The sequence below is a fragment of the Actinomadura sp. NPDC048955 genome (assembly GCF_040649435.1).
Lineage (GTDB): Bacteria > Actinomycetota > Actinomycetes > Streptosporangiales > Streptosporangiaceae > Spirillospora > Spirillospora luteofluorescens.
In genome coordinates, this window is record NZ_JBEZJI010000018.1 from 123,708 (window position 1) to 147,568 (window position 23,861).

At 71.7% G+C, this 23,861-nt stretch carries 20 protein-coding genes; 15 read left to right on the forward strand and 5 right to left on the reverse strand.

Going from position 1 to position 23,861, the window contains the following annotated elements; all coding sequences use genetic code 11:
* Positions 1-42: 42 nt before the first annotated feature.
* The gene (locus AB0C84_RS19565; RefSeq protein ID WP_361067954.1) at positions 43-1,632 is read left to right on the forward strand and encodes an LCP family protein; all 1,590 of its coding nucleotides are present in this window, start codon (positions 43-45) and stop codon (positions 1,630-1,632) included.
* Positions 1,633-1,634: 2 nt separating this feature from the next.
* Here AB0C84_RS19565 and AB0C84_RS19570 read toward each other — a convergent pair whose 3' ends face one another.
* Complete coding sequence (locus AB0C84_RS19570) at positions 1,635-2,243, reverse strand: A24 family peptidase (protein WP_361067957.1); 609 nt, start codon at positions 2,241-2,243, stop codon at positions 1,635-1,637.
* Between the two features lie 113 nt (positions 2,244-2,356).
* Positions 2,357-2,779, reverse strand: a complete 423-nt coding sequence (locus AB0C84_RS19575) for a hypothetical protein (protein WP_361067960.1) — start codon at positions 2,777-2,779, stop codon at positions 2,357-2,359.
* 218 nt (positions 2,780-2,997) lie between these two features.
* Here AB0C84_RS19575 and AB0C84_RS19580 point away from each other — a divergent pair, with 218 nt between their 5' ends.
* Both AB0C84_RS19580 and AB0C84_RS19585 read left to right on the forward strand, forming a co-directional pair.
* Positions 2,998-3,435, forward strand: a complete 438-nt coding sequence (locus AB0C84_RS19580) for a hypothetical protein (protein WP_361067963.1) — start codon at positions 2,998-3,000, stop codon at positions 3,433-3,435.
* A 267-nt stretch (positions 3,436-3,702) separates the two neighbouring features.
* Positions 3,703-3,828, forward strand: a complete 126-nt coding sequence (locus AB0C84_RS19585; protein ID WP_361067966.1) for a hypothetical protein — start codon at positions 3,703-3,705, stop codon at positions 3,826-3,828.
* Between the two features lie 103 nt (positions 3,829-3,931).
* Here the strand turns inward: AB0C84_RS19585 and AB0C84_RS19590 are convergent, their stop codons facing one another.
* Complete coding sequence (locus AB0C84_RS19590; protein ID WP_361067969.1) at positions 3,932-5,410, reverse strand: helix-turn-helix domain-containing protein; 1,479 nt, start codon at positions 5,408-5,410, stop codon at positions 3,932-3,934.
* Positions 5,411-5,529: 119 nt separating this feature from the next.
* Here AB0C84_RS19590 and AB0C84_RS19595 point away from each other — a divergent pair, with 119 nt between their 5' ends.
* From AB0C84_RS19595 to AB0C84_RS19625, 7 genes are read left to right on the forward strand one after another with little or no spacing between them, the layout of a single operon-like run.
* Positions 5,530-6,591, forward strand: coding sequence for a DUF917 domain-containing protein (locus tag AB0C84_RS19595; RefSeq protein WP_312879188.1), 1,062 nt, complete (start codon positions 5,530-5,532; stop codon positions 6,589-6,591).
* Complete coding sequence (locus AB0C84_RS19600) at positions 6,584-8,158, forward strand: hydantoinase/oxoprolinase family protein (RefSeq protein ID WP_361067972.1); 1,575 nt, start codon at positions 6,584-6,586, stop codon at positions 8,156-8,158. The genes AB0C84_RS19595 and AB0C84_RS19600 overlap by 8 nt, the downstream gene beginning before the upstream one ends.
* 48 nt (positions 8,159-8,206) lie before the next feature.
* Positions 8,207-9,793 carry an ABC transporter substrate-binding protein gene (locus AB0C84_RS19605; RefSeq protein WP_361067975.1) on the forward strand — a complete coding sequence of 529 codons (1,587 nt, stop codon included), beginning with the start codon at positions 8,207-8,209 and terminating at the stop codon, positions 9,791-9,793.
* A gap of 1 nt (position 9,794) precedes the next feature.
* Positions 9,795-10,811 carry an ABC transporter permease gene (locus AB0C84_RS19610; RefSeq protein WP_179843886.1) on the forward strand — a complete coding sequence of 339 codons (1,017 nt, stop codon included), beginning with the start codon at positions 9,795-9,797 and terminating at the stop codon, positions 10,809-10,811.
* Positions 10,808-11,698, forward strand: coding sequence for an ABC transporter permease (locus AB0C84_RS19615; RefSeq protein ID WP_361067979.1), 891 nt, complete (start codon positions 10,808-10,810; stop codon positions 11,696-11,698). Before AB0C84_RS19610 ends, AB0C84_RS19615 begins: the two co-directional genes overlap by 4 nt.
* On the forward strand, positions 11,695-12,459 hold the full coding sequence (locus tag AB0C84_RS19620) for an ABC transporter ATP-binding protein (protein ID WP_258941353.1): 765 nt from the start codon (positions 11,695-11,697) through the stop codon (positions 12,457-12,459). Before AB0C84_RS19615 ends, AB0C84_RS19620 begins: the two co-directional genes overlap by 4 nt.
* 2 nt (positions 12,460-12,461) lie before the next feature.
* Positions 12,462-13,496, forward strand: coding sequence for an ABC transporter ATP-binding protein (locus AB0C84_RS19625; RefSeq protein ID WP_361067983.1), 1,035 nt, complete (start codon positions 12,462-12,464; stop codon positions 13,494-13,496).
* A 177-nt stretch (positions 13,497-13,673) separates the two neighbouring features.
* On the opposite strand, the gene AB0C84_RS19630 is transcribed toward AB0C84_RS19625, so the two are convergent.
* Together AB0C84_RS19630 and AB0C84_RS19635 are read right to left on the reverse strand one after the other, a co-directional pair.
* Positions 13,674-14,987 carry an EamA family transporter gene (locus AB0C84_RS19630; RefSeq protein WP_361067986.1) on the reverse strand — a complete coding sequence of 438 codons (1,314 nt, stop codon included), beginning with the start codon at positions 14,985-14,987 and terminating at the stop codon, positions 13,674-13,676.
* Positions 14,988-15,905: 918 nt separating this feature from the next.
* Positions 15,906-17,291: a hypothetical protein gene (locus tag AB0C84_RS19635; RefSeq protein ID WP_361067989.1), complete on the reverse strand. Its 1,386-nt coding sequence runs from the start codon at positions 17,289-17,291 to the stop codon at positions 15,906-15,908.
* 424 nt (positions 17,292-17,715) lie between these two features.
* Here AB0C84_RS19635 and AB0C84_RS19640 point away from each other — a divergent pair, with 424 nt between their 5' ends.
* From AB0C84_RS19640 to AB0C84_RS19660, 5 genes are all read left to right on the forward strand, one after another.
* Positions 17,716-18,546, forward strand: a complete 831-nt coding sequence (locus tag AB0C84_RS19640; RefSeq protein WP_361067992.1) for a hypothetical protein — start codon at positions 17,716-17,718, stop codon at positions 18,544-18,546.
* 183 nt (positions 18,547-18,729) lie between these two features.
* Positions 18,730-20,157, forward strand: a complete 1,428-nt coding sequence (locus AB0C84_RS19645; RefSeq protein WP_361067995.1) for a CAP domain-containing protein — start codon at positions 18,730-18,732, stop codon at positions 20,155-20,157.
* 152 nt (positions 20,158-20,309) lie between these two features.
* Entirely contained in the window at positions 20,310-21,650 is a 1,341-nt protein-coding gene (locus AB0C84_RS19650) for a hypothetical protein (RefSeq protein WP_361067998.1), read from the forward strand.
* Positions 21,651-21,895: 245 nt separating this feature from the next.
* The gene (locus AB0C84_RS19655) at positions 21,896-22,504 is read left to right on the forward strand and encodes a hypothetical protein (RefSeq protein WP_361068001.1); all 609 of its coding nucleotides are present in this window, start codon (positions 21,896-21,898) and stop codon (positions 22,502-22,504) included.
* Positions 22,505-22,793: 289 nt separating this feature from the next.
* A partial coding sequence (locus AB0C84_RS19660) for an EamA family transporter (protein ID WP_361068004.1) occupies positions 22,794-23,861 on the forward strand: 1,068 nt, incomplete at its 3' end.

Sequence of the window (23,861 nt, forward strand, 5' to 3'; positions counted from 1 at the left end):
AGACCACGTGCCCTCCCCAGGGCCCGCCCCGAGACGGGACCGATGAGCGACAAAGACCCGCGCCGCGACGACCTCGCGGGGGACGAGGCCGCCCGCCGACCACCGGCGGCTCCGGAGACGCCGGGCGACGCCGTCCCCGGCTCCCCGGAGGCCGGAAAGAGCGAGGACACCGAAGAACCGGCCGGCGGTGCGGAGCCGGCCGCGTCCGGCGAGGAGGCGGATGAATCCGCGCCCTCCGATACCGCGCCCTCCGGTACCGCGGCCCCGGCCCGGCGGGCCGGCCGGCGGCGGAAGGGGCTGCGGTGGATCGCGATCGGCGCGGCCGCGCTGCTGCTCGTCGCGGGCGGCGGCGCCGCGTGGCTCTACCACGACCTCGTAGGCGGGATCGAGCAGAAGCACGTCAGCGACAAGCTCGGCGTGAACCGGCCGAAGAAGCTGAACAAGTCGCTCAACATCCTCCTGATCGGGTCCGACACCAGGGAGGGCGAGAACTCGGAGTACGCGGTGCCGGGGATGGCCGGGGCACGGTCGGACACCACGATCCTGCTGCATCTCTCGCCGAACCGGGACCAGGCGGTCGGGATCAGCTTTCCGCGCGACTCGATGGTGAAGATGCCGTCGTGCAAGAAGGAGAAGGGCGGCACCGTCCCGGCGCAGTTCGGAATGCTGAACGCGGCGTTCGCCTATGCGGGGCCCACGTGCACGTGGAAGACGCTGGAGTCGCTCACCGGCATCCACATCGACCATTTCGTGCAGGTGGACTTCGCAGGGTTCAAGCGGATGGTGGACGCTCTGGGCGGCGTCGAGATCTGCGTCGACAAGCCCGTGAGGGACCCGAGGGCCGAGCTGTACCTGAAGGCCGGGAAGCAGACCGTCAAGGGCGATGACGCGCTCGGCTACGTGCGTGCGCGCTACTCGCTCGGTGACGGCTCCGACCTGGAACGCATCGAGCGGCAGCAGAAGTTCATGGCCGCCGTCGTCGACAAGGCCACCAGCGGGTCCGTCCTCAAGGATCCGGCGAAGACGTACAAGTTCCTCAAGGCCGCGACCAAGTCGATGACGACCGACGACGACCTGGATCTGGCGGGGATGCGGAAGCTGGCGGACGGGCTGAAGGGGATGAGCGCGGGCCAGGTGCGGTTCGTCACCGTCCCCGTGGAGGGATACGCGCCGGACCCGAACCGCGTCCAGTGGAACGAGGAGCTCGCGAAGCCGCTGTTCGAGGCGGTCCGGCACGACGACGACCTGCCCGCGGAGCCGGCCAAGCCCGCCCGGCCGGCTCCGGCGCCGCCCTCGCCCGGCAAGGTGCACGTCACCGTGGTCGACGCGGGCGCCAAGGACAAGCAGGTCGAACGGGTCGTGAACCAGCTCCGGCAGCGCGGGTTCGCGGTGGCGAAGAAGGTCGAGAAGGCCGCCGCGGCACCGGAGAGCCGCCTGGTCTACGCGCCGGCCGCCGAGGCGCAGGCGTCGGCGCTCGCGCGGGACGTCCCGGACGCGCTGCTCACCTCGGACCCGGCCGGTCCGCGGGACGGCGTCCGGCTCGTGCTCGGAGCGAAGGGGGCGCGCCTCGCGCCGCCCGCCATCAACAAGATCGGCGGGGGCGTCAAGGCAGGGCGCAGGCTCTGCGGCTGACCTCAGCCGGCGGCGGACAGGATCGCGGCGAGCGCGCCGGCGAGCATGCAGGGCCCGAACGGGAACTCGCCCTTGCGCGACCGGCGGGCGATCATGATGACGACGGCGGCGAGGCCGCCGAGCAGGTAGGTCGACAGGAGGCCGATCGTCCACGCGTCCCGCCCGAACCAGCCGAGGTAGAGGCCGAGCACGCCGGACAGCTTGACGTCCCCCAGGCCGATCCCGGACGGGACTAGCAGCGCCTGCGCGAAGTACACCGCGAACAGCGCCGCCATGCCGATGAGCGCGTGCCCCAGCCGTTGCAGGCCGTCCTCGGTGAACGGCACGGCCGCGCCCAGAAGCGCTGCCGCGACGCCGTAGGAGGGAAGGGTGAACCGGTCGGGCAGCCGCTTGACCCCGACGTCGACGAAACCCAGGAGCGCGGCCACGGCCGCGAGGTACAGCAGCGCGGGCAGGACGGGCTCGAACCCGGCCCGCCACCCGAGCAGGCCGAACAGGGCCGCGGTGAGCAGACCGACCAGGACCCGGCTCCGGCGCGGAACCCCGCCCACGTACGGCGCCGCCAGCGGCGCCGCGAGGACGCCGACGACGAACCCGACCGGCACCAACACGAACGCGACCATCGACCTCGCCCCGATCCGGCATCCGCACCGCCCCCGGCACTCTAACCGCCCGGACGGACCTTCGTCCGCGCCCCGCAGGGCCCGGTGTGGGTCAGCGGCGCTCAGCGGCGGTAATAGCGGCGGTCATAGCGAGGATGATATCGGTCGTCATAATCATCATCGCCATTCACCAGAAGCCAGATGAAATAGAGCAGCAGCAGCCCGGCGAGCACGCTGCCGATGTCGATCGCGCCGCCGCCGGTGAACGACTTCGCGGTCGCGGGGGCGGTGCACACCTTGTTCTTGCACTTCGCGTCCTTGTGGTTGTCGTGCCACTCTTCGGGCGGCGACTTCACGCGGACGTGCGGCTTGTCGTCGATCATCACGGCGGTCTGCTCGACACCGTCCTCCACCGCGGTGGCGCCGGCCTTGAAATACTTCCCGGCGTGGATCTGGGGCCGGTCCTCGTAGATCGCGTTGACGGCCTTCGCCTGCAGCCAGGAACGGTTGGCCACACAGATGATCAGCACGATGCCCATCATCACGAGAAGCACGATGCGGGCTATCAGCCCGATACAGCCCAACCCGGCACTCCGACGGTAGAACACACTGAGGACCCGTCCGGAGACGGACCGAAGGCGCAACCGCCTCCGACCGGCGCCAGAGATCATCGGTTGCCCCGTGCCGCCGCGCGCGGACGGTCCCTACCGCGGGGCCTCAGAACCCCGCGGTCATACAAACCACACCTCAGAAAGGGGCTCTCATGTACGAGATCCTCGACAACGGACTCTTCCCGCCCTTCCAGCACCTCCTGTTCGCGGTGGAGCAGGTTCGGCCCGACCGCGCGGCCCTCATGACGCGCCGCGAGCTGGAGGAGCTGAAGCTCCCGTACGTCTACGCGCAGAACGTGGAGCGGGTCGCGTACGAGCTCGTGCTCAACGCCTACCAGCACGTGCTGGGCGTCGACTTCGCCGACGCGAGCGACGTCCCGCCGCCGCACAGCAACATCCGCCTGGAGGTCGGCACCGTCGACATGCGCGGCGAGACCCGGATCCGGGTCGCGGTCTACGACCAGAGCAGCCCGCAGACCATCCAGTGGACGTCCGTCGGCAAGGGGCTGACGATCGTCCGGACCGTCGCCCCCTACTACGGCTGCGAGGCCGCCTCACCGCGCGGAAAGGTCGTGTGGGCCGCGCTCTGATCGCGGACCCGCCGGCCGGCATCCACGACGACGGCCGCGGCTCCTGATCGGAGCCGCGGCGGAGACGCAGACCGGCCCTCACCCCTCACGGGGTGGGGGCCGGTTCTTCTTCTGTGGTGAACCACACATTTCGCGCCCGATGCGAAGAGGCCGGTCGCCGATTCGGACGGGCTCCGAACGGTGCATCATGCGGGCCCTCACGGCCCGTCATGTTGCTCATTTTTGTTGAGATTATTCATATTTGATGCAAATGAAAGAGGCACCGATATGTCCAACCCGGACAACAACGTCGAAGTGACGGACGGCGTCATCCAGCCCGAGACCGCCGACACCTACGACCTCGTCGTGGACGACGACCTCCAGGTGCAGATGAAGCCCGCCAAGAAGAAGTGATCGCTGCGACCTCGAAGGCCGCGGAGATCTGATCGGCAGCCGCTCTCGTCCCGGACTTCCGGGGCGAGGGCGGTTCTTTCTTTTCGCGCGGCGGCGGGCCGGGTCAGTCGCGGAGGCGGACGCGGCAGGCCAGGTGCAGGGCGAAGACGGTGTCGGGGTCGGCCAGGTCGGCGCCGAGCCTTTCGACGATCTTCCTGATCCGGTAGTTGACCGCGTTGGGGTGCAGGGCCAGCCGGGACGCGGCGGCCTTCAGCGAGCCGCGCGCGTCGAGGTAGGCGCACAGCGTCGCGATGGCCTCGGCCGAGCGCCCCGGCCCGAGCGCGTCGAGGGGCCGCAGCAGGTCGTCGACCACCCGGCGGCTGAGCGGCGAGGCGGCGATCTGGGCGAGCACCCGGTTGATGCCCGCGGCGTCGAAGGCGTGGACGAGTTCGCCGGAGCGGACGGCGATGGCCGCCGCGGCGCGGGCCTCCGTGGCCGACTGGCGCAGGCCCTCCACCCCCCGCTGCGGCGTCCCGATCCCGAAGCGCAGCACCGTGCCGGGATGCTCCTCGGCCACGGCCGCGCGCACGGCCTCGATCAGCCGCAGGGCGCGCGGCGGGCGGATCTCGGCCCGGGCGGTGCCGACCAGCACGATGTCGGCGGCGAGGCGGGCGAGGTTCCACGACTCGCCGGACGGCAGTTGGGCCTGGTGGGTGCGCAGGGTGAGGGTGTCGAACAGCCGCCGCCGTTCCGCGAGCTCGGCGGGGTCGGGGCCCGGCGGCCGGTCCGGGGTCATCCAGATGACGGTGTGCAGGTCGTCCACGGCGAGGCCGAGCAGGCGGGCGCGGTCGGCCAGCGCCCCCGCCTGGGCGCGCTCGCTGACGATCAGCTCGGTGAGGATGTCGGACCGGGTCTGGCCGGGCGCGGTCGCCCGCTCCAGCGCGTGCTGCCGCAGCCGGCCGATCGCGGCGGCCACGGCGGGCAGCACCAGCCGCACGGCGTCGTCGGGCGGTCCCGTCACGCCGCCCTGACGGCGGCCCGCCACCCAGATCGGCTCGACGCCGGCCGGACCGGCCGTCCCGTCGGTCGTCACCAGCGTCCGGCCGAGCACCGCCCCGACGCGTTCGAGCAGCGCTGCGACACGGTCGCCCTCGGCGGTCCCGGTGGGCTCGCCGGCCTCGCGGACGATGCGCAGCGCCGCCTGCGCGCGGGCGAGCGAGTCGGCGGCGTCGCCCCGGATGACCTGGCCGAGGTAGAGCACCACCTCTGCGACGTCGCAGTCCTCCTCGGCCGCGAGCACGGCCAGGCGGGCCCGCTCGGCCAGCCGGGCCGCGGTGATCGGCAGCGTTCCGCAGCCGATGAGGACCAGCGCGGGCACGCCGCGCTCGGCGGCCGTCCGGACGGCGATGTCGAGCTCGTATCCGGCGGCCCGCGCGGCCGACCGTCCCGTCACGACGACCAGCGCCCCCTCCGGGGCGCGCTGCAGCCGCGCCAGCGCCTCGACCGCGGTCACGGAGGTGAGCGGCACGGCGTCGGCCGGGCCGGCGAGCAGGGTGAGCGGGATCCGGGAACCGGCCCCGACCAGGTCCGAGACGAAGGACACCCCCGCATTGTGCCATCGGCACAAACACCGGCGAAACCTTGTGCCCTCCACCCTTCCGCCAGGTCAGACGGTGGGACCATTCTTCCAGCATGCAGATGACACCTTCGAGGACCGGTCACGTGACGCTCGACGACGTTCCGGCGCTCGCCCGCGGCTGCGCGATCCTGGGAACCGGGGGCGGCGGGGACGTCGAGACGGGCACGCTGACCGCGGTCCGGGCGATCGACGAGTACGGCGAGGTGCCGCTCATCCCGCTGTCGGAGGTGCCCGACGACAGCCTCGTCCTTCCGCTGTCGGGGATCGGAGCGCCCACCGTCGCCCACGAGATGCTGATGAGCGGCGAGGAGCCGCTGCTCATCCGGGACGAGGTCGAGCGGATCCTCGGCCGCCCGGTGGCCGCGGTGATGGCCTGCGAGATCGGCGGGTCGAACGGCGTCGGGCCGGTCGGCTGGGCGGCGCGGCTCGGCCTGCCGCTGGTCGACGCCGACGGCATGGGACGGGCGTTCCCCGAGGTCCAGATGGTCTCGATGTACGTGGCGGGACGGCCGGTGAACCTCGTCGTCCTGGCCGACGTGCAGGGCAACGTCACCACCGTCCGCCCGATCGACGGCCTGTGGTCGGAGCGCATCTCCCGCGCGGTGTGCATCGCCAGCGGGGCGTCGGCGCTGATGGCCGACTACGTGCTGACCGGCGCGCAGGCGCGGGGCGCGGTCATCGAGGGGACGGTGAGCAAGGCCCTCGCGATCGGCCACGCCGTGCAGGAGGGCGCCGACCCGCTCGGCTCCCTGTGCGCGACGCTGGACGCCAGCGTCCTGATCACCGGGAAGGTCATCGACGTCGAGCGGCGGACCGGCGGCGGGTTCGTCCGCGGCAGCCTGGTCATCGACGGCACCGGCGACGACCGCGGCCGGCTTCTCCGGGTCGAGATCCAGAACGAGAACCTGATCGCGCTGGAGGACGGCCGGGCGCGCGCCTGCGTCCCCGACCTGATCACGGTGGTGGACGCGCAGACCGCCGGCGCCATCTCCACCGAGTCGCTGCGCTACGGACAGCGGGTGGCGGTGCTGTCCTGGCCCTGCGACCCGATCTGGCGGACCGAGCGCGGTCTCGCCACGGCCGGCCCGCGGGCGTTCGGCTACGACATCGACTACACGCCCGTGGAGGAGCTCAACCATGGCTGACCGTACGTCCGGCGGCACCGTCGCCCGCGACCTGCGCATCGGCGTCGACGTCGGCGGCACCAACACCGACGCGGTCGTCCTCAGCGCCAAGGGCGAGGTCCTGGCCAGGACGAAGCAGGCGACCAGCGCCGACGTCTCCTCGGGTCTGCACGCGGCGCTGACCGCGGTGCTGGACCAGCTCGGCGACGACGTCCGGCGGGTGGGCCGCGTGATGCTCGGCACCACGCACGCCACCAACGCGATCCTGGAGCGGCGGGGGCTCGGGAAGGTCGCCGCGATCCGGCTCGGCGGGCCGGCCACCACCTCGGTCCCCCCGGCGCAGTCCTGGCCGGCGGACCTGTCGGCGGCGATCACGACGCGCACCGCCGTGCTCCCCGGCGGCCACTACGTCGACGGCCGACCGATCTCCAAGCTCGACCCCGGCGCGCTGCGCGCCGTGCTCGCCGACGTCGCGGGCGAGGCCGACGCGGTCGCGCTGACCGGCGTGTTCAGCCCCGCCTTCGCCGACCAGGAGCTGGAGGCGGCGGAGATCGTCCGGGAGGAGCTCGGCGACGCGGTGCCCATCTCGATGAGCCACGAGATCGGCACGCTCGGGCTGCTGGAGCGCGAGAACGCCACGATCCTCAACGCCTCCCTCTACCGGGTCATCAGCGCGGTCTGGGACGGGCTGCAGCACACGCTCGCCGAGCGGGGCCTGGACGTCACCACCTACTTCGCGCAGAACGACGGCACCCTGATGGCGATCGACTACGCCGTCCGGTACCCGGTGCTGACGATCGGCTCCGGGCCGGCCAACTCCATCCGGGGCGCGGCGTTCCTGTCCGGCCTCACCGACGCGATCATCGCGGACGTGGGCGGCACCTCGACCGACTTCGGCGTGCTGTACGCGGGCTTCCCCCGGGAGTCCTCGGCGGGCGTCGAGATCGGCGGGGTGCGGACCAACTTCCGGATGCCCGACATCCTCGCGCTCGCGCTCGGCGGCGGCACCGTCATCGGGCCGGACGGGGCGGTCGGGCCGCAGTCGGTCGGGTACCGGATCACCGAGAAGGCGCTGACCTTCGGCGGCGACACCCCCACCATGACCGACGCGGGCGCGCTGGCCGGCCGCGGCGCGCCGGCCGGCACGCCGGTCCCGGAGCGGCTGCACGGCGTGCTCGGCTCCGCGGTGCGGACGGCCGACCAGATGCTGGCCGACGCGGTCGACCGGATGACCCTCGGCAAGACCGACCAGCCGCTGATCGCGGTGGGCGGCGGGGCGTTCCTGATCCCCGACGCCCTGGACGGCGTCGCCGAGGTCATCCGCCCCGCCCACGGGGACGTCGCCAACGCCGTCGGCGCGGCGATCGCCATGGTCAGCGGCACCATTGAGACCATCATCCCGGCAGGCGAGGGCCGCAGGGAGGCCATCGCCGAGGCGTCCGGGGTCGCCGGGCGCCGGGCCGTGCAGGCCGGAGCCGATCCGGCCGGAGTGGAGGTCGTGGAGATCACCGAAGTACCGATGAGTTACCTGCCCGAACCCGCGCTGCGGCTGCGGGTCAAGGCCGCCGGCCCGCTCGGCAACCTCTAGCCCGGCCCCCACTCCCCCCGTCCGGTCCCCCTGCAAGGAGAACCCGTCATGTCCTGGCGCATAAGATCACTGGCGCTCGCGGCGGCGGTCGCCGTGACCGTCACCGGCTGCTCGGGCGGAGCCGTCCGCAAGGCGGCCTCGACGTCCAGCACGTTCGTCTACTCGTTCAACCTCAACGTCGTCACCGACTGGGACCCCGCGACCTCGTACTCCAACGAGATCATCGCGATGCAGAACGTCTACGAGTCGCTGACCCGGTACGACACCGAGTCGAAGAAGGTCGAGCCGCGGCTCGCGACCAAGTGGGCCTCCTCCGACGGCGGCAAGAAGTGGACGTTCACCCTGCGGGACGGCGTGAAGTTCCACACCGGGACCGCGCTCACCTCCAGCGCCGCCAAGGCCGCGATCGAGCGGACGATGAAGATGAAGGGCGGCGCCGCCTACATCTGGGACCCGGTGAAGACGATCGAGACGCCGGACCCGCACACGCTGGTCTTCGAGCTGAAGTACGCGGCGCCGCTCGACCTGGTCTCCTCCTCCGGCTACGCCTCCTACATCTACGACACGAAGGCGCCCGGCGGCGGCGACCTGAAGGACTACGTCGCGAAGGGCCACGACACCGGCACCGGCCCGTACACCGTCGCCTCCTGGAACAAGGGGCAGGAGGCCGAGGTCCGGCTGAGCCAGTTCAAGGACTACTGGGACGGCTGGAAGGGCTCGCACTACACCAGCGTCGAGTTCCGCAACACCCCGCAGGTCACCACCGCGTGGCAGCAGCTGCAGGCCGGTGACGTCACCTACGTGCACCGGCTCAACCCGCAGCTGTTCGCCCAGGCGAAGGGGATGAAGGACCTCAAGACCGACTCGGTGCCGTCGTTCCAGAACCTCATGGCGTTCTTCAACACCGAGGCCGGTCCGCTGAAGGACGTCAAGCTCCGCAAGGCGGTCCAGGCGGCGATCGACTACAACGGCCTCGTGTCGACGCTGAAGGGTTCGGGGACCGCCGCCAGCGGTGTCGTCCCGACCGGGCTGACCGGCGCGACCGCGGGCCTGGGCGGGCGCCAGGACACCGCGCAGGCGACGCGGCTGCTGAACGAGGCCGGGTACGGGCCGGGCAAGAAGTCGCTGACGCTCGACCTCACCTACGCCCAGGGCGACGACGACCAGCAGAAGTTCGTGACGCTGCTCAGTTCCGCGCTCAAGAGCCTGAACGTGAAGCTGCAGGCCAAGCCGATGCAGTGGGACGCCCAGTGGGACCGCGCCAAGAGCAAGGACGCGTCCAAGCGCCAGGACGTCTTCGTCATGTACTGGTACCCGGACTACCCGGACGCCTACAGCTGGTTCCTGAACCTGTTCCGCTCGGCCGACCCGGTGAACTTCAACCTCACCTACCTCGACGACTCCGCGATCGACGGTGAGATCGACAAGCTGCCGGAGCTGACCGCCACGAACCGGTCCGCGGCGGAGGCGGCGTACGCGTCGCTGCAGCGCAAGCTCCTGGTCGACCAGGCGGTCGCCGCGCCGCTGTTCGTCCAGCAGTACCAGCGGGCGTACTCGGCGGACGTCGACGGCTACACCGACGACCCGGCCTACCCCAACGTCGTGTTCGCGCACGAACTCACCCCGGCCGCGTGACATGACCCGCTACCTGCTCCGACGCCTGGCACAGGCCGCGTTCGTCGTGGCCGGTGTCGTGGTGCTCACCTTCGTGGTGATGCGGCTGGTCCCCGGGGACCCGGCGGTGACCTACGCCGGGCCCCGGGCCTCCGCCGCCGAGCTCGCCCGGACCCGCGCGGAACTCGGCCTGGACGACACGCTGCCCGTTCAGCTCTGGGACTACCTCTCCTCGCTGGTCCAGGGCGACTGGGGAATCAGCCTGCACACCCGCCAGGACGTGCTGGGCGACATCTCCACCGCCTTCCCGGCCTCGCTGGAGCTGGTCGGCACCGGCGTGATCATCGCGGTGCTGGTGGGCATCCCGCTCGGGGTGCTCGCCGCCCGGTTCCGGGGCCGGCCGGCCGACGGATCCATCCGGATCACCTCGATGGCGGGCGTGTCGGTGCCGGTCTTCCTGCTGGCGCTCTTCGCGCAGAACGTGTTCGCCACCAAGCTGGGCTGGCTCCCCGTCGCCGGCGAGTACGACCCCTCGCTGGACGGCACCAGCCCGCTGCACCTGTACACCAACATCACGGCCGTGGACGCGCTGATCACCGGGAACTGGCCGATCCTCGGCAGCACCCTGGCGCACCTGGCGCTGCCCGCCGCCGCGATCGCGGCCTACCCGACCGGCGTCGTCGCCCAGATGACCCGCGCCGCGCTCATCGAGGAGTCGACGCAGAACCACGCGCGGCTGGAACGGGCGCTCGGCTTCACCCGGTGGCAGGTGCTGACCCGGTTCTCGCTGCGGCCCGCGCTCAGCCCGGTGCTCGCGCTGCTGGCGCTCGTCTTCGCCTTCTCCCTCGTGAACGCCTTCCTGGTCGAGGCCATCTTCAACTGGCCGGGGCTCGGCCGGTACGCCGCCGACTCGATCCGCTCCTCCGACGCCCCCGCCATCGCGGGCGTCACCATCGCGATCGCGTTCACCTACGTCGTCGTCAACCTGCTGGTGGACCTCGCGCAGGCCGCCATCGACCCGCGGGTGAGGATCAGATGACCGCTCTCGACGCCCCCGCCGCGCCGCTCCGGGTACGGCCCGTGCACCGGGTCATGCGGGCGGCCCGCACCGACCGGCTGGCCGCCGTCGGCGCCGTGGTCCTCGCCCTGATCGTGATCGCGGCCCTCGCGGCCCCGCTGCTGGCGCCCTACCCGGGCGACGGGACCGACGCGACCCACCCCGCCGAGGCGCTGCGGGCGCCGGGCGCCGAGCACTGGTTCGGGACGGACGGGGTCGGCCGCGACCTGCTCACCCGGGTGCTCTACGGGGCGCGCACCTCGCTGACGATCGCCGTCTCGGTCCTCGCGCTGTCGGCCGTCATCGGCGTGCTGCTCGGCGTCGTCGCCGGCTACGCGGGCGGCATCGTCCGGGACGTGATCATGCGGATCACCGACGTGTTCCTGGCCTTCCCGGCGCTGCTGCTGTCGGTGGCGCTGGCGCTCGTGCTGCACCCGGGGACGCAGGGGGCGATCATCGCGATCACCGCCTCCTGGTGGCCCTGGTACGCGCGGATGAGCGCGGTCGCCGCGACGTCCATCAGATCGCGCGGCTTCATCGACGCGGCCCGCTGCCTCGGCGGATCCCGGACGCGGATCGTGCTGCGGCACGTCCTGCCCAACTCGCTGACCCCGGTGCTGGTCCAGCTGTCCCTGGACGCGGGCGGGGTCATCCTCACCACCGCGGCGCTGTCGTTCCTCGGCCTCGGCCCGCAGGAGCCCACCGCGGAGTGGGGGCTGATGGTCCAGCAGGGGCAGAGCCTGTTCACGACGAACTGGTGGGTGGTCGCCTTCCCCGGCCTGGCCATCGTGGTCACGGCGTTCTGCTTCAACGTGCTCGGCGAGGGCCTGCGGTCCGCCCTCGACCCCCGGCGGGAGGTCACCCGATGAAAGCGGTGCTCACTGCGGAGAACCTGCGGGTGCGGGCCGGCGACCTGCTGCTGGCCTCGCTCGACGAGCTGAGCGTCGGTCCCGGCGAGTGCGCCGCGATCGTCGGCGAGAGCGGGTCGGGGAAGACCACCGCCCTGAACGCGATGCTCGGGCTCACCGACGGGCTCCAGGTCAGCGGAAAGATCGTCGTCAACGGCACGGACGTCGTGACGGCGGACGAGCGGACGCTGGCGAAGATGCGCGGCTCGGTCATCGCCCTGGTCAGCCAGAGCCCGCAGGCGTCCCTCAACCCGACGATGCGGCTCGGGACCCTGCTCAAGCGGGTGCTCGCCCGGCACGGCCTGCGCGGCGCCGAGGCCCGCGAGCGGACCGAGGAGGCGCTGCGCAGCGTCCTGCTCGACCCGGGGCTGCTGCGCCGCTACCCGCACCAGGTCTCCGGCGGCCAGGCGCAGCGCTTCGCCATCGCGATGGCCGTCGCCCTGCGCGCCGACGTCATCCTCGCCGACGAGCCCACCAGCGCGCTGGACGTCACCGTGCAGGCCGCGGTCCTGAACCTGCTGGCCCGGTTGCGCGACGAGCACGGCATCGCCCTGGTCTTCGTCTCGCACGACCTGGCCGTGGTGTCCGGCATCGCCGACCACGTCGTCGTCATGCGGCAGGGCAGCGTCGTCGAGGCGGGGCCGGCCTCCGACGTCCTGCACAGCCCCTCCGCCGCCTACACCCGGGAACTGCTCGACGCGGTCCCCGCGATCGGGGAGTGACCATGCTCAGCGCGGACAACCTGACCGTCGCCTACGACCGCACCCCGGTGGTGCGCGGCGTCTCCCTCACGGTGCCGGAGAACTCCGGGGTCGCCGTCATCGGGGAGAGCGGATCGGGCAAGACGACCATCGCGCGGGCGCTGCTCGGGCTGGTCAAGCCCCGGCAGGGCCGGGTGCTGTTCCGCGACCGCGACATCGCCCGGCTCGACCGGCCGGGGCGGGCGCTGTACCGCTCGCAGGTCCAGCCCGTGTTCCAGGACGGCAGCGAGGCCCTCGACCCCCGGATGCGCGTCGGCGCCTCGATCTCCGAGGCGCTGCGGGTCCGGCGGCGCCGCTCCGGCGGCGAGCCCGCGGGGAAGGACGGGGACCTCCCGTCGGTGACGGAGCTGCTCACCGACGTCGGCCTCGATCCTTCCCTCGCCGGGCGCCGCCCGCACCAGCTGTCCGGCGGGCAGCGGCAGCGCGTGGTCATCGCGCGGGCGCTGGCGGTCGACCCGCGGCTGCTCGTCCTGGACGAGCCGACCAGCGCCCTGGACGTCACGGTGCAGGCCCACGTGCTGGACCTGCTGGCGGGCCTGCGGGACGAGCACGGGCTGAGCTACCTGCTGATCACCCACAACCTGGCGATCGTCGACCGGCTCTGCGACACCGTGCACGTCCTGTTCGCCGGGCGGATCGTGGAGTCCGGCCCGATCGGGACCGTGCTCGGCGCCCCGGCCCACCCCTACACCGCCGCGCTGCGCGACGCCGTCCCCCGGCTGGGCGCGGCGCAACGGACCGCGGGCGCCTCGGACGCGCTGGCCGCCGCCGAAGGCTGCCCCTTCCGGCACCGCTGCCCCATCGCGGTCGACCGGTGCGCGACCGAGGACCCGCGGCTCCTGCCGCTCACCGGCGAGCACAGCGTCGCCTGTCACGTGGCCGTTTCGGCCGAGGGAGGCGACGCCGTTCCGGCCGAGGAAGGCGACGCCGTTCCGGCCGGGGAGGGCGAAGCCGCCTCGGCCGAGACCGACGGAACCCGGTCCGGCGCCGAGCTGTGAAAGAAGGGACGGCGGGAGGACTGGTCCTCCCGCCGTCAGATGGATGCGTGGCGCTGGCCGGCGCCATGCCGTGGTCGGTTCCACGGTTCGGGGGCGCGGGTCGGCCGGCCCGGCCCCGAATCGTGGTCGGTGATGCGCGGAACCGTCAGGCGGACGATGCGGCTGCCGCCGCGGCCGTCACGTGGACGACACGTCCGGCGACTTCAGCAGAGCGAGGCGAACCTCCTCCTCGGCCGTGCTGACCGCGGCCTCGGCCGCTTCCTGCTGGGCCTCGGCGGTCTCCGCCTGGGCCGCGAGCCTGCCCGCCTCGGCCCGGATCTTCGACGCCGAGCCCGCCGCCTTCTTCGCGTCGGCGCGAGCCTTCGCGAGCCGGGCCTCGGCGACCTTGCGTTCGGCCAGGGCGACGGCCTTCTCGCAGTCCCCGTACTCCTGGGTCAGCCGTTCGAGCGTCTCCAGGACCTTGCCGCGCTCGTCCAGAGCGTGCTGCAGAACGGCCTCGGGCGTGGCCGACGACAGCTCGATGAGCGGCGCGTGGCTCCGGTCCCTGAGGCTGAAGCTCATCTGGGCGACCGCGGCCGCGGCCACCGTGATGAGGATGACCCCGGCCCACTGGATCGGGATGAGCCGCGTGTCCAGGAAGGCCAGCCCGACGAGGGTGGCGATCAGCGGGCTCGCGGTGAGGAACACCGCGTACACGGCGTCGCCCGCGAGTTCCCTCGCCGGCATCTGGATGATGCGGGGCAGGGTGTTGTTCAGCAGCCCCACCAGCAGCGCCCACAGGACGACCTGCCAGTTCAGGAAGGTGAAGCCCCCGGTGAGCATGACGATGCCGCCGGCGAGCACGCCGACCGACAGCGTCGACCAGGCGATCACCTTCTCGGTGTGGAACCGTCCCGCGCCCTGGATGAGGCGGTCGGTGACGGGCAGGTACAGGGTCCGCAGGACCCCGGCGCCGAGGGCGCAGATCACGCCGAGCAGGTAGCCGTCTCCCGCGGCCGGCCCGTCCCGCTGGACGAGCAGGACCACGCCGAGCGCGGCGGCCGCCGCGAAGAGCGTGAGGAGGGCGGCCCTCCCCCTGCTCCCCTTCCTGAACCCCGCGATGACGGGGATGAGAAGCGGAACGGTGTAGTACATCCCCCCGGCGACGCTGAACGGGATGAACGACAGGGCCGCGAACAGCAGCGCCTTGTCGGTGCCGATCACCCCGAACGTCATCAGGGACAGGATCCGCCTGGACCGCGCCGGCATCTCGACGGCCGGCCTGTCGTCCCCGCCCTTGCCCCGGAGTTTCCAGAGGAAGACGCGGAGCAGGAGAAGGAGGCCGCCGAAGGTGGCCTCCAGTGCCGTCGCCTGGTGCACCTGCAGACCGTTCGCGCCGATCAGCCGGGAGTCCAGGAGGGCCTTGCCGGACGCGGAGCTGAGCCGGTCCGCGCCTCCGAGCGCCACCCCCAGCCAGGGGTACCGCCTGTTTTCAGACTTCTTGTTTGTCATTGCCGAAACTCCTCGTGCGAGGTGCGCACAAAGAGAACCGGTCGTGACCCGGCTCCCTTTGTCGCACCGATGAATGGGTACGACTCCGTGGAGCCGGGTCGTTCTCAACGATCTTCGATCATGCCGGCTCGGCTGCGAAGACCTGGAGGTGGCCGCCGGGTGAACAGGCTCTTACGAAACACTCGGGACGCCATTTCCGGCACTACGTTGCAATAGCGCAGGCCCTTCCTGGAAAGCGGCGGCGTCGTGAACCGCCGGCAAGGGCGCGCAGAAACGGCGGGAGACCGTCCGGAAGAACTCCCCGGAGGCTCCCGCCGTTTTCGTCGGGCGCTGGGTGGACGGTCGCGGGCCGGGCAACGCGGCCCAGGCGCACAGGTCGCCGGCGAACCCGTCCGAAACAGAAGAACGGCCGGTCTGGCGAGACCGGCCGTTCAGAGGTGACGGTCGTCCGGGGTTTCCCCCGGACGACCGTCGAGAAGCGAAGGGGAGTGGCGCTCCCTTCCGCCCGGTGCTCAGGTCGGAGGCGGCCAGCCTCCGACCCTCGCGTGAGTCCGTGCCGCACTCGGCTCGGACACGTACGGTTCGTCGGATTCGACGGAGGGTTGGCCGACCCTCGTCTCATCCGACTGCACCGATGTGTCCGCCAGGCGGACGCCACAGTTTCGTCAGACGCGAAGGAGGGTGGCCGACCCTCACCTCGCACCCGACTCGCCGTGGCGCCTGCCGAGGCCGACGCTGCGGTTCACCGAAGTGCGGAGAAGGGTTGGCCGACCCTCGCTCACACACCCGGCTGACCGCGGCGTCTGCCGAGGCCGACACCACGTTTCGCCGAACGCGAGAGAGAGGGTTGGCCGGCCCTCACCCTCGCATCCGCCTACACGCGGTGCCGGTTAAGGCCGGAACTCTGGAACTGCTGTCCTACTCGGCGGCGGTGACGCCGCCGAGTCGGACGGTACCCCTCTGGTCCAGCTCGACGGTGCCGGCGGTGAGGTCGATGTCGACCCCCACCGGACCCGAGAACCGAACCGGGACCCCGCCGATGTCGACGGAGATGTCGGAGACGCCGGGGCCCTGGGTGCCGGTGAAGCTCCCGGGGCTGTACGTCCCGTCATCGACGGACCCGATCTCGACCGAGAGGTCGCCCTTCCGGTACGCGACTCGGCTTCCGTCGGGGAACCGAGCGCCCTCCGCGGTGAGCCTCACCGTGCCCGCGTGGGTCACGAGGAGCTCGCCGTCGACGGGCACCGTCTGGGCGAGGACCCAGGCCGGCTCCTTGGGGAGTCCGTCCGTGACCTTCGTCCACGGGTTCCTCGTCCCGACCGGCTGCCCGTAGATCTGACCGACCGGAGCCGACGGGTGCTCCTGGCCGTCGTCCATGCGGACGGCGGCGTGCCCGGCGGTCGCCTCGGTGGTCACCTCGGCGGTCGCCTTGGCGCCCTCCCGGACCCGGATCACCATGAAGGCGAAGCCCGAGACCATGAGGATGCCGATCGCGTTCACGAGCGAGATGCCCTGGTTCTCGGAGATCAGCCCGAAGTGGGCACCGATGAACCCGACGATCCCGCTCACGATCGGGCTGAACGCGAACATGACGCCCTGCGTGCTCGGCTTCATGTGCTTGGCGGCGCGGTTGATCAGGAGGATGGGAACCACCATCACGAACAGCGCCGCGAAGACGCCCTTGCCGGCGGTCGCCAGGACGGACCAGGGGGTCACGTCACCGGCCACCCAGCTCCAGCCCGCGAGGGCTGACACCACGATCGCCACGAGGGCGATGACCGGCATGGCGCGCAGGTTGGACAGGAGCATGCCCCGGTCCTTCTTGGCGTCGTCGTCGCCGAAGGCGCTCAGGCACTTCGGGATGTTCCAGAAGTGCCAGGCCGCGCACGCGGCGCCCAGCACGCCCCAGATGGAGAACTGTGCGCCGTTCCACGGCTCGGTCACGCCGACGATGCCCACCAGGACACCGGCTCGCAGCCAGATCGGCTTCCAGTGGCGCGCCCTGATGTCGTCCAGGAGCCCCACGCTGACCGGGCCGAGCGCCATGATGGCGCTTGCCGCCCCGATACCGATCAGCTGACCGGCGAACGGCCACCCCAGGTTCACACCCAGGTTGCCGCCGGTGATCCGCCAGATCGCCTTCTTCTGGTCCTTGTTCCAGCCGGACCTCCACCCACGCGCCGGCCGCACGATGGCCAGCAGGATGAGGGTGCCGGGGACGACGATCCAGAAGCTGCCCTGGAGCGCCGCCATCGCGGTGATGACGGAGATACCGATCGCCTGGCACAGGAAGGCCAGGTTCATCTGAACCGGGCCTCGCGCCCTCCCGCCGGCCTCAGCCGGCCGAGGGCTCATGACGGTTGATGACATACGTCACCGACCTCCCTTTCGTTGCGTCCCACCCGGTTCGACACCGGGTGGTTTTTCTGTCTCGCCTGCCCCTGAGGGGTCGAGGCGGGCCGACTGATGGGTCGGCACGGTTAACCGTCCGGAAACACGCCGCGTTGGCAACCCGGCACCTCCTCGCGGACCGGAACCGGAGCCGCCCTCCGGGCGTCCGAGCGCGGCCCCGCACCTGACCGCCCGGTCAGTCGTGCGAACAGTTGCGTCCCTGCCCAGGTCAGGGACGGTCTTGAGTGAGACCCCCGGCTCGGCCGGGATCGGGTCTCACCTGGGTGGCGCGCAACACGAGGGCGCCACAAACCAAAGCAAAAGGAGCAAGACGCACATGCACGCAGATAGCCACGTGCTCACCTTCCAGACGGAGGCGGGCAAGGAGGCGTGGAAGGCCGCCGCGCGGAACCCCGAGCGGGCCGTCATCATGCTGGACGGGGACGGGACGATGTGGGACATCGTCAAGTACCCGACCATGCCGAACGTCGACCGCCGGTACCGCCCGGTGCTCGACGACCTCATCGCGCAGACCGGCGCCACGGGCATGCTCACCGGACGATCGGTGGGTCAGGTCCGCGACTTCGGACTCCTGGGCGAGGGGCTCCACGTCCTCGGACAGTTCGGGTGCGAGTGGTTCCACGACGGCCGGCTCGTCCTGCCGGTCGAGCGCCCGGTCACGCTGTCCGTGGTCGACGAGGAGCTGCCCAAGGTGCTCGCGAAGGCCGGTCTGGCCGACGCGACCATCGAGGGCGTGAAGTCCCACTTCCGCGCCGTCCACTACGACGCCGGCATGGACCGCGAGAAGGTCGCCGCACTGGTGGCCGCTCTCACGGACCTGGCCGGCGCCACCGGCCTGGTCTGCCTGCCCGGTCACAACGTGATCGAGCTGGGCCCGCAGGTCAACAAGAGGGACTCCCTCAACCGGTTCGTCGACGCTCTCATCGCCCTCATGTGGGTGCCCTCCGTGGTTCTCTACGCGGGCGACAGCGAGCCGGACCTGGCCGCCTTCGACGTGCTCGACGCGCTGAGGGCCATGGGCATCCCCACTCTCAAGGTGGGGACGTCCGACAACACCGCCGTGAAGGCGCGCTCCGACCTGCTCGTGCGCGGCCCCCTGGGCACGCTCTCGATGCTGCTGAGGCTGCGCAACATCACCAGGCGGTGACCACCGTCCCGTAGTCGCCGACTGCGGGACGACCACCCCACCCGTGGCCCCTGGAGCGATCCAGGGGCCACACTTCGTGCAGGCGGTCGAGACGCCTTCCGGTTCCTTGCCGCCGTGGGGCGCCCTCGTACGGTCCTTGATGAGCGCTCGTATTCGGTCGGCGCGGTGAGGACAGGGGTGGCGATGCGCGAGCTGGTTGCCGGTGGGAATGTTCCGCTGCCCGGCGGTGCGATCTCGATCGAGGTGCCGGGGCCGTTCGACCTGTCCGCGCTGATCACCGGTGACGAGCGGAAGGTCAGCGGCGACCAGGACTTCGTCTTCTACAACCAGCCCTCGGCGCCGGGGGCGCAGCTGGGAGCCGGGGCCGTCATGGTGGATCCGCCGCGGCTGCGGGCCGGAGCCAGCCGGGTCACGGTGGTCGTCAGCGCGGCCGATTCCGGGACCCCCCTGAGCCGCCTGCCCGCTCCCACGCTGCGGGCCGTCGGGAGCAACGGCGCCGTGGTGGCCCGGTTCAGCCCGCCGCCCCCGGGGACGGAGACCGTCCTGCTGCTCGTGGAGATCTACCGGCGCGGCGACCAGTGGAAGCTGCGCGCCATCGGCCAGGGATACGCCGACGGCCTGGCCGGGCTCGCCCGCGACTTCGGCGTCGACGTCACCGACGACGGCTCCCAGGCCCCTCCCCCGCCTCCGGCCATGCCGCCCCCGCCTCCGGCCATGCCGCCGCCTCCTCCGGCCATGGCACCTCCGCCCCCGGCCATGCCGCCCCCGCCGCCGCTCCCACCTCCGCCGGCCCCCTCCCGGCCGGCCCGGCGGGCGGTGTCCGTCCGGCATCTGAACCCCTTCGCCCGCGAGGTCGCCTCCCGGCGGTCCCGAAGCGGGCTGCCGCCCGCCACGCTGGACGGCCGGCTGACCGCCGCCGCGCAGGCGCACGCCGCCGTCATGGCCAAGAAGCGCCGGCTCGACGCCGAGGGACCGGACGGCACGTCGGTCTTCGACCAGGTCACCCTGCACGGCTACGTCTACCTGACCGTCGACGAGCAGTTCGTGTCCGGGCCGCGCGACCTGGAGGAGTTCACCCGGTACTACCTGGACGGCGGGCAGGCGGCCGAAGCCCTGCGCAACGGGGACCTCTGCGACGTCGGCATCGGCCACGCCGAAGGGAGGGGACGCGACCGCGACCTCTACTGGACGATCCTGTGGGCGACGCCGTTCTCCGCGGCCGGCCGGTCGCGGTTCGCCGCCGAGGTCGTCTCGCTCACCAACGCCCATCGGGCCGCCCACGGGCTCCGGCCGCTCGCCGACGATCCCTGGTTGACCGCGGCCGCCCAGGCGTACAGCGAGGACATGACCGCCCGCCGCTTCTACTCCCACACCTCCCCCGAGGGAACTCAGCCCTGGGACCGCGCCCGCGCCGCCGGGTCCACCCACCTCGGCATCGGCGAGAACATCGCGTGCGGCCAGCGCTCCCCCGCCGAGGTCGTCCAGGGCTGGATGGACAGCCCCGGCCACCGCGCCAACATCCTCAAGCCCGACTTCACCCATATCGGGGTCGGTTTCCAGGGGGGCGGCAAGGCGGGGACCTACTGGACGCAGCTCTTCGGCTCCGTGTAAGCGGTCGCGCTTCGTTTTTCCGCCCGTTGGCGGCCTGATGGCGTTGCCGGTCGCCCCGAGCACCGCACGGTCCTCTTTGCCCGGTCCTCGGACCGGGCCGCCCGCACGAAGCGTGCGGGCGAGCGACGACAAAGAAAAGGGAGGGATGGCACATGTCATTCCCGATCAGGCGCTACCTCGCGGAGCCCCTGTGCCAGCAGGTGCCGGAGTTTCCGCAGGTGCTCAGGCAGGTGTCGATGGCGGCGGGCGCGGACCGCGCCGGCCTGCGGCGCGAGGTCGGCGGCCCCCGCCGGCCGCTGCGCGGTGCCTCGCTGGAGGCGTGCCTCCGACTCGAGACCATGGTGAACGGGCTCGACCTGCGTGGCGTCTTCCCCCAGCAGGAGGCCATGGTCAGCATCACGGCGATCGGCTCGGACGGCCCCGCCTACGCCGGGTACCGCAACGGCGACGAGGTGGACCACTGGCGCATCGAAGGCGACCTGGACCACGCGTTCGGGACCGCGCCCGAGGTCATCACGCTCCTCGTGGGCGCCGGCCGCATGCGCGACCGGCGGCGTCCGTTCGCCTGGACGTCGGAGACCAGGGTCCCGCTGGAGTCACTGGCCTACGCGCGGATCCTGGCGCACCTGGAGCAGCGCATCGATTCCGTCGGCTTCGGCCCGAAGGGCTCCCGGCTGGGCACGCGGGAGTCACTGTGGCTCCTCGCCGGAAGTGTCGCGAAGCTGGTTCAGGCCCTGCCCGACGGGCCCAGGGTGCGGCTGCTGCTCCGCGTTCCCACCGAGGAGCACTGGCTTCCGCTGCTCCCCGCCCTGCACCGGGACTACGCCTCACCTGAACTGTGCACCAACTGGTTCGGGAGGACGAGGCGAGACCGCCGTCTCTTCAAGGAATGGTTCTCCAAGCTCCTCGGAGAGATGCTGGGCGAGCACCTGCACCGTGTGGAGGTGGTCGCCTATGACGCGCTTCACGACGTCGGGAGCCTGCTCGAAGCGGCGGTCGCCCGGGGTGAGAAGCCGACGGCGGCCGGCCTTCTCGCCGAGCTGCGCGGAACGGACGAGCTCTGGAAGTTCGTCCTGCGTCCGCGCATCTGGGAGGGGGTCAGGAACGAACTCGACACCGCGCAACGGTTCGCACCGGTGGATCCCTCCCGTCTGGAGGGCCTCGCCGGGCTCGTCCACGCGGCCGACGTCGTCGACCTGCTGAAGTACGGCAGCGACGGCCCGGCCATCGTGGTCGACGACGCGGACGCCGCGCGGCGCATGATCGGCCTGGCCGAGCGCTTCGCGCGGCGCCACCCGGACGGGCGGTCCCGGATGGCGGCGGTCGGGCCGCTGGGCAAGATCCTCGGCGGGGCGCCGGGGCCGTACGGCCCCTTCGCCCAGTTCCAGGGAGACGCCCAGCGAATGATGGTCGTCCCCGAATCCGGGGACTCCACCTATGGCGAGTGGGTGCCGACCGGCGACCTGCTCCGCGAGCTCTACTTCCTGCGGTGACCGCACTGGAGTGAGCCCTACCTCGGTGCCCCGGTGAGGGCGGCTTCGCGCCGTCCTTACCGGGGCACTTCCCGTGCGGCCGCCCGGTGGCCCTCCCCACCACCGCGGTTGCCGTTCCTCCTCCGCTTCGCACGGTCGTCCTTACCTGCCTTGTTCTCGGGACCGGCAGATTCCGCATCAACCGAAATGGGGGAACAAACGTGTTCACAACCCGATTCAGAAGGGCTTTCGCAGTACGGGCCCTGATGGCCGTACTCGCGTGGCTCGTGGCCGCCGCGGCCGCTTCCGTGGCCGCCTCGGCGCTGCCCGCGGCGGGCGCGCACAAGGCCCTGTGCATGATCACGGCGGCGACCGGCGTCACCGCCCTGCTCTTCCTGCTGGCCGTGCGCCGGCCGTGGCTCCGCAGGCGCCTGGACGTCGCGGCGGTCGGCGAACTCGGCCTCCTCGCGACCTGGACCTGGTACCGCGAGGAGTGCCTGCGTCTCGCGATCTACTCCGCCTTCGCCACCCTGATGGTGCTGTGGGCGGCCGATCCGCGCATGGTTCCGATCGCGGCGATGGGCGAGGACCGCCGCTGGTCCCTGCTCTTCGCGGGAACGGCGGTCTTCCTCTACTACAGGGCCGCGAAGGCGATCCGGTCCATGCGGCACAAGGTGTGGTGGAGCGGCGCCAGCCACCACCCCGTGCTGGGCGTGGTGCTCGGAAGCCTGCCGAACATCATCTTCAGCCTGCTGGGCCTGGTCTTCATGGCTCTGTCCACCTGGCAGGTCATCCTCCCCTGCGTCATCGCGGGGGCAGCCGCGTTCCTCGCCGCGCTGACCACCCTCTGGGCGGTCCCCACGGCGAAGAACTGACCGAACGCGCTCCCAAGGCGCGGGAGCGACCCGAAGGCGGGGAGGAGTCATCCTCCCCGCCTTCATCGTTTCTCCGGCCCGTCTGCCGGAGTTGCCACTGATGACCGTTTCGACACGGTCGTCACTGCGTGGCTCGGCCACGCCGTTCCGAAATGGCTCGGGACGTGTCACCGGTTCTCACGACCGCGGTGCGCGTCCCGACCTCCCAGGTCAGGACGCGCATCGGGTTCACGGAACCACGAAACGCGCCCCGGCTCGGTCCGGGACGCACACAAAGGAGAGATGGCCTATGGCCAGTATCACCGAGCGCCTTCGCGGGATCCCAGGGGTCGGGCCCCTGGTCGCCGTGATCGTGTTCTACAGCCTCATCGGCGGCGACGCGGTCAACGGCCTCGTCATCGACGAGGCCTCCCCGCTGGTGGCGGCCGTCATGGCGGGCGTCTTCGGCACCATCCCCCTGGTCCTCCTGGCAGAGCGCGCCGCGCTCTTCCGGCGGGGCAGGCGGCCGCTGCTCCGGAAGCTCGGCGAGGGAACGCTGATCAACCGCATGGCGGTCAGCAACACCTTCGTGATCCCCCTCACGCTGCTGTCCCTGCAGCGGCTGGAGGCGCTGGGCACGGTCATCGCGCTTCTGTGGGTCGGTCCACTGGTGGTGGCGATCAAGAAGATGGTGACCGGCAGTCCCCGCAGGCTTTCGAGCCTGCTGTGGCTGCCCCTGGCGACGCCCGGGATGGTGCTCCTGACCCGGCCCTGGGAAGGCAACGCCGACCTCTGGGGTGTGCTGCTCGCGCTCGGCGCCGCGGCATGCTACGGCAACTTCCTCCTCACGTACGACCGTCTGGGGGAGGCGCTCGGCAACCGCGTCAACGTGGCGATCGCCGAGTCCATGCTGCGGTCGACGGCCGCGCTCGCCGCGGTGTCGGCGATCGTGATCATCACGCTCGCCGCCTTCGGCCGGACGGTCCCGGGCATCACGCCCGGTCCCGACTGGCTGAGCTGGCGGGTGGTCGGCTTCACCCTCCTGTCCGGTCTGCTGACGGGGTGCGTCGCCCAGGTCGGGCAGAACCTGATCTTCGGGCAGCGCCTCATGAAGGCCGCCACGTTCTCGGTTCTGACCGCGGTCGAGCCGGTGGTGGCCCTGAGCCTGGGCTGGTGGGTCCTCGGACACCAGCCGACCGGCCTGGACGTGATCGGCAGCCTCCTCGTCACCGCGGCGGGGGCCGGCTGCTTCTACCAGCTCGACGTCCGCGGCAAGCCGCGGGTACCGGGCCGCCTACCTCTTCCCGAAACCCCAGAGCACATAGATCGAAGGGAGCCTGCCGCGTGGATCTCGTGGTCATCGGACTCGGCTACGTGG

Bases quoted from the DNA above. Each gene is read 5' to 3' on its own strand.
- AB0C84_RS19565 (WP_361067954.1), top strand. From the start codon at position 43: ATGAGCGACAAAGACCCGCGCCGCGACGACCTCGCGGGGGACGAGGCC.
- AB0C84_RS19580 (WP_361067963.1), top strand. From the start codon at position 2,998: ATGTACGAGATCCTCGACAACGGACTCTTCCCGCCCTTCCAGCACCTC.
- AB0C84_RS19585 (WP_361067966.1), top strand. From the start codon at position 3,703: ATGTCCAACCCGGACAACAACGTCGAAGTGACGGACGGCGTCATCCAG.
- AB0C84_RS19600 (WP_361067972.1), top strand. From the start codon at position 6,584: ATGGCTGACCGTACGTCCGGCGGCACCGTCGCCCGCGACCTGCGCATC.
- AB0C84_RS19605 (WP_361067975.1), top strand. From the start codon at position 8,207: ATGTCCTGGCGCATAAGATCACTGGCGCTCGCGGCGGCGGTCGCCGTG.
- AB0C84_RS19610 (WP_179843886.1), top strand. From the start codon at position 9,795: ATGACCCGCTACCTGCTCCGACGCCTGGCACAGGCCGCGTTCGTCGTG.
- AB0C84_RS19615 (WP_361067979.1), top strand. From the start codon at position 10,808: ATGACCGCTCTCGACGCCCCCGCCGCGCCGCTCCGGGTACGGCCCGTG.
- AB0C84_RS19620 (WP_258941353.1), top strand. From the start codon at position 11,695: ATGAAAGCGGTGCTCACTGCGGAGAACCTGCGGGTGCGGGCCGGCGAC.
- AB0C84_RS19625 (WP_361067983.1), top strand. From the start codon at position 12,462: ATGCTCAGCGCGGACAACCTGACCGTCGCCTACGACCGCACCCCGGTG.
- AB0C84_RS19630 (WP_361067986.1), bottom strand. From the start codon at position 14,987: ATGACAAACAAGAAGTCTGAAAACAGGCGGTACCCCTGGCTGGGGGTG.
- AB0C84_RS19635 (WP_361067989.1), bottom strand. From the start codon at position 17,291: ATGAACCTGGCCTTCCTGTGCCAGGCGATCGGTATCTCCGTCATCACC.
- AB0C84_RS19640 (WP_361067992.1), top strand. From the start codon at position 17,716: ATGCACGCAGATAGCCACGTGCTCACCTTCCAGACGGAGGCGGGCAAG.
- AB0C84_RS19645 (WP_361067995.1), top strand. From the start codon at position 18,730: ATGCGCGAGCTGGTTGCCGGTGGGAATGTTCCGCTGCCCGGCGGTGCG.
- AB0C84_RS19650 (WP_361067998.1), top strand. From the start codon at position 20,310: ATGTCATTCCCGATCAGGCGCTACCTCGCGGAGCCCCTGTGCCAGCAG.
- AB0C84_RS19655 (WP_361068001.1), top strand. From the start codon at position 21,896: ATGGCCGTACTCGCGTGGCTCGTGGCCGCCGCGGCCGCTTCCGTGGCC.